Genomic DNA, 3,602 nt, shown 5'->3' with positions numbered 1-3,602 from the left:
CGAGGCCCTTCGGGTGCTACGACGCCACCTTGCCGACGTTATATATCACCGGCTCCAGGCAAGCGCAGCCAGCTCCACCCCTTGCCACGAGGACGCCGCTTGACATAGGAGATTCACGAGGACCTCCCGTGAGGGGTGCGGATGCCGTCAGACAGCTCCACACCACTCCAGGAGGTCCTCCCCAACAAGATCAATCAGATCGTGTCGTCACACACCCCCCGACTCGACCAACCTCCCCGGACAGCACAACACAATCCGCCGCTTGACCGGCTCGGGGGTCGTGTTCGGGCTGCGGTGCGGGCGCGAGGAGCGGTCGAGCATGCCCGCCGGGCCTTCGGCCCGGTAGCGCTCGGCCCAGCGGTTCGCGGTCTTCCACGACACCTGGAACCGGGCGGCGGCCCGAGCGACCCGCCATTCGTCGTCGACGATCAGACGCGCCAGCCGTAATCGGGCGCGCGGGGTCAGGGCCGCGTTAGCGTGGAGCACGAGGACCTCCCGTGAGGGGTGCGGATGCCGTCAGACAGCTCCACACCACTCCAGGAGGTCCTCCCCAACAAGATCAATCAGATCGTGTCGTCACACACCCCCCGACTCGACCAACCTCCCCGGACAGCACAACTAGATGAGAAAGGGCCGGTGCGCGCTCGAAGCGCGCACCGGCCGGATGCCGTGCCGGATGCGGCCCCTTACGCCGGGGGTTCCTCCTGCGGGCCGATGGCGAATCGCAGCTCCTCCTGGCCGTCCGGGGTCGTCACCGGCTGCACGTCAAGGACCTTGTCGTCGAGCACCTGGGCGGCACCCGGCTCCAGGAAGACGGTGATGCCCTCCCCGCTCAGAACGGTGTCCTGCTCCACGGGCTGGGCCGCCAGCGAGAGCTCGAGACCCTGTTCCGGGTCGGTGGCCGCGATCCGCAGCCCGCCCCCTTCGGGCAGCTCGGCATCGGCGGTGAGGGACTTGATGGCTTCGGCCGCTGTATCGGTGATTGCCAACATGCCGGCCCACGTTAGGCGTCCGCGGCACGGCGCGCAGCGGCCGGGGGGCGACTCAGCCGAAATCGTCCGGGTTCGGCCCGATCCGGGCGCCCGTCTCGAGCTCGCCGATCGTGGTGAGGTCGTCGGCGGCCAGCTCGAAGTCGAAGACGTCGATGTTCTCCCGGATCCGCGCGGGCGTGACCGACTTCGGGAACACGATGTTCCCCAGCTCGATGTGCCAGCGCAGGATGATCTGGGCCGGCGTTCTGCCGTACTTCTCGGCGAGCGCGACGAGCCGTTCGTCGGTGAGCAGGGCGCCACCCTGCGCGAGGGGGCTCCACGCCTCGGTCCCGATGGCGTTCGCGCGGTGGTGGGCGCGCAGCTCGGCCTGCGGGAAGTGCGGGTGCAGCTCGATCTGGTTGACGGCCGGGACCGTTCCGGTCTCGGCCGCCAGGCGCTCCAGGTGCCCGATCTGGAAGTTCGAGACCCCGATCGCGCGGCTCCTGCCGTCGCGCAGGATCTGCTCGAACGCCTTCCAGGTCTGGACGTAGCGATCCTCCTTCGGCCGTGGCCAGTGGATCAGGAACAGGTCGACGTGGTCGAGGCCGAGCCGGTCGAGGCTCTCGTCGATGGCCCCCAGTGCCTCGTCGTGACCGTGCCGGGCATTGTCGAGCTTGGTGGTGACGAAGATCTCGTCACGGGGGATGCCGGAGTCGGCGATGGCGCGGCCGACGCCCTCCTCGTTGCGGTGCATCTGCGCGGTGTCGATGTGCCGGTAGCCGGCATCGAACGCGGCCTTGACGGCGTCGGCGGTCCGCTCCGGTTCGATCTGGAAGACCCCGAACCCGAACTGCGGGATCGGCACACCGTTGTTCAACGTGACCGTGCTGATCTCACTCATGCGCGCGCGTACCCGCCGGCGACGAGCGGCTAACCGGTCAGCCCGTCCACACCTCGCGCACCGCGGCAGCGGCCGCCTTCGCCTGGGCGCGGCCCGCCCGGGCGGAGAAGGCCCGGTGCGCCGGGTCGAGCACGTTGCGCCCGATGGCGTGCCGGGCGGCCGCGTCGGGGCTCACCAGGGCCACCCGGGACTGCGTCCGCAAGGCCTCGACCTGCGTGCCGACGGGCGTCAGCGGGCCGATGCCGCGGGTCAGCGGGGCCAGCACGACGACGCGCTCGTAGCCGGCCGCGAGATCGGCGTTGGCCGCCGAGCGGATCCCGCCGTCGATCCAGCGGCGCCCGGCCGCGGTGACCGGCGGCCAGATGCCGGGGACGGCGCAGCTCGCGGCCACGGCCGCGACGAGCGGGATCCCGGCGTCGCGACCGAAGGCGCGGAACTCGCCGGTCCCGGCGTCGACCGCAGTGATCAGCAGATCGCGTTCGGGCCACACGTGCGACACCAGCCGCCGGCCGATCACCGCGAGGCGGTCCTCCTCGGGCACCGTCGGAGTGGCGAGCGCCAGCCGGCCGATCCGGGCGCGGGCCTGCTGCGGATCCCGGGCCCCGACCATCGCGAGCCCCAGCCGCAGCAGGGTGCGCGGACCGAGCGCAGCGGCGGCCTCTCCCGCGGTGGGAGCGAGCTGGGCGGCGTAGCGCTTCTCGACGTCCGCGCCGCAGGCCAGCTGCGCCCCGACGACCGAGCCGGCCGACGTGCCGACGATGAGATCCGCGTCCGCGAGGTCGACACCCTCCGCGGCCAGTCCGGCCAGCAGGCCCAGCTCCCACGCGATCCCGGTGATCCCGCCGCCCCCGAGGACCAGCGCCCGCCTGTCGTCAGCCACGGCGTCATGATCGTTGCGGCGGCTCCGAGCGGCAAGGCCGGCACCGGTTGAGTGCGTCAGGCCTGGCGCAGCTCCACGGCGGGACGGGCCGTCGCGGGTATGAGCTGCTGCCGGGCCCGGGCCGCCGCCCACAACCCCAGCGCGACCACCAGGGCCACCTCCGTCGCCGCGAGGCCCCGCTCCAGCAGGCCGAGCGGTACGGCCCGCCACCAGGGCACACCGGTGAGCGGGCGGAGCGCGAAGCCGGCCAGGATCGGGGCGAGCCACACCAGCGAGACGGCGGCGAGCCGGTGCGTCCACCTCGCATGCCCGCCCCAACCGGCGTGCCGGCGCCACTGCCGGGCCACGAGCAGCGCCCCGATCGGCAGGCTGAGGAACGCGACCAGGCTGGCGTAGCGGTGGATGTAGCCGCCGACGCTCGGTCCGATGGACCAGTTCGTCTTCTCGAAGGCGACGACGACCACGAGGCTCACGCTCCACACCGCGAGCAGGACCGCGGGGGCCGACGCCGCTCGCAGTACCCGGGTGCGGATCAGCCCCACGAGGACCGCGACCGAGCCGAGCGCGAGGGCGAGCACCCCCGCGTCGAAGATCAGCTTGTACTCCCCGAGGGCGTACTCGCTGATCGTGCGGCGGACCGGGTTCACCTGGGCCGGGTCGACGATGACGTGCAGCAGCCCGACGAGCAGGACCGACGCCGCGGCTCCCGCGGCCCCCACCAGGGCTCGGGTTCTAGCGGTCGCTGCAACACCTCGATCATGAGGAGTTGCAGCGACCGTGGCCGTTGTGGGGCGGGTTGTGCATCGGGCGGAGTCCGCCCGGCTGCGTGAGGAGTTCCTGGCGCGGTTCG

At 72.1% G+C, this 3,602-nt stretch carries 4 protein-coding genes and 1 pseudogene; all 5 read right to left on the bottom strand.

The genetic code is table 11. The features are described from left to right. Window positions 1-249 precede the first annotated feature (249 nt). Window positions 250-486: pseudogene (locus HF519_RS29525) on the bottom strand (leucine zipper domain-containing protein); the annotation flags it as partial. 200 nt (window positions 487-686) lie between these two features. After that, window positions 687-992, bottom strand: coding sequence for an adhesin (locus HF519_RS29520; protein WP_169416244.1), 306 nt, complete (start codon window positions 990-992; stop codon window positions 687-689). A gap of 52 nt (window positions 993-1,044) precedes the next feature. Next, the gene (locus HF519_RS29515) at window positions 1,045-1,872 is read right to left on the bottom strand and encodes an aldo/keto reductase (RefSeq protein ID WP_169416243.1); all 828 of its coding nucleotides are present in this window, start codon (window positions 1,870-1,872) and stop codon (window positions 1,045-1,047) included. A 37-nt stretch (window positions 1,873-1,909) separates the two neighbouring features. Then, on the bottom strand, window positions 1,910-2,752 hold the full coding sequence (locus HF519_RS29510; RefSeq protein ID WP_169416242.1) for a patatin-like phospholipase family protein: 843 nt from the start codon (window positions 2,750-2,752) through the stop codon (window positions 1,910-1,912). 56 nt (window positions 2,753-2,808) lie between these two features. Further along, window positions 2,809-3,471 (bottom strand): DUF998 domain-containing protein, encoded by a 663-nt coding sequence (locus tag HF519_RS29505; RefSeq protein ID WP_169416241.1) that lies wholly within the window; start codon window positions 3,469-3,471, stop codon window positions 2,809-2,811. Between the last annotated feature and the right edge of the window lie 131 nt (window positions 3,472-3,602).

Source organism: Pseudonocardia bannensis (genome assembly GCF_012911875.1).
GTDB lineage: Bacteria > Actinomycetota > Actinomycetes > Mycobacteriales > Pseudonocardiaceae > Pseudonocardia > Pseudonocardia bannensis.
Note: the sequence above shows the minus strand (reverse complement) of the source record. Positions and strands in the feature narration are given on the sequence as shown.

What these genes read in the sequence shown, in the direction of transcription:
- HF519_RS29520 (WP_169416244.1), bottom strand. Translation starts at nt 992, where the DNA reads ATGTTGGCAATCACCGATACAGCGGCCGAAGCCATCAAGTCCCTCACC.
- HF519_RS29515 (WP_169416243.1), bottom strand. Translation starts at nt 1,872, where the DNA reads ATGAGTGAGATCAGCACGGTCACGTTGAACAACGGTGTGCCGATCCCG.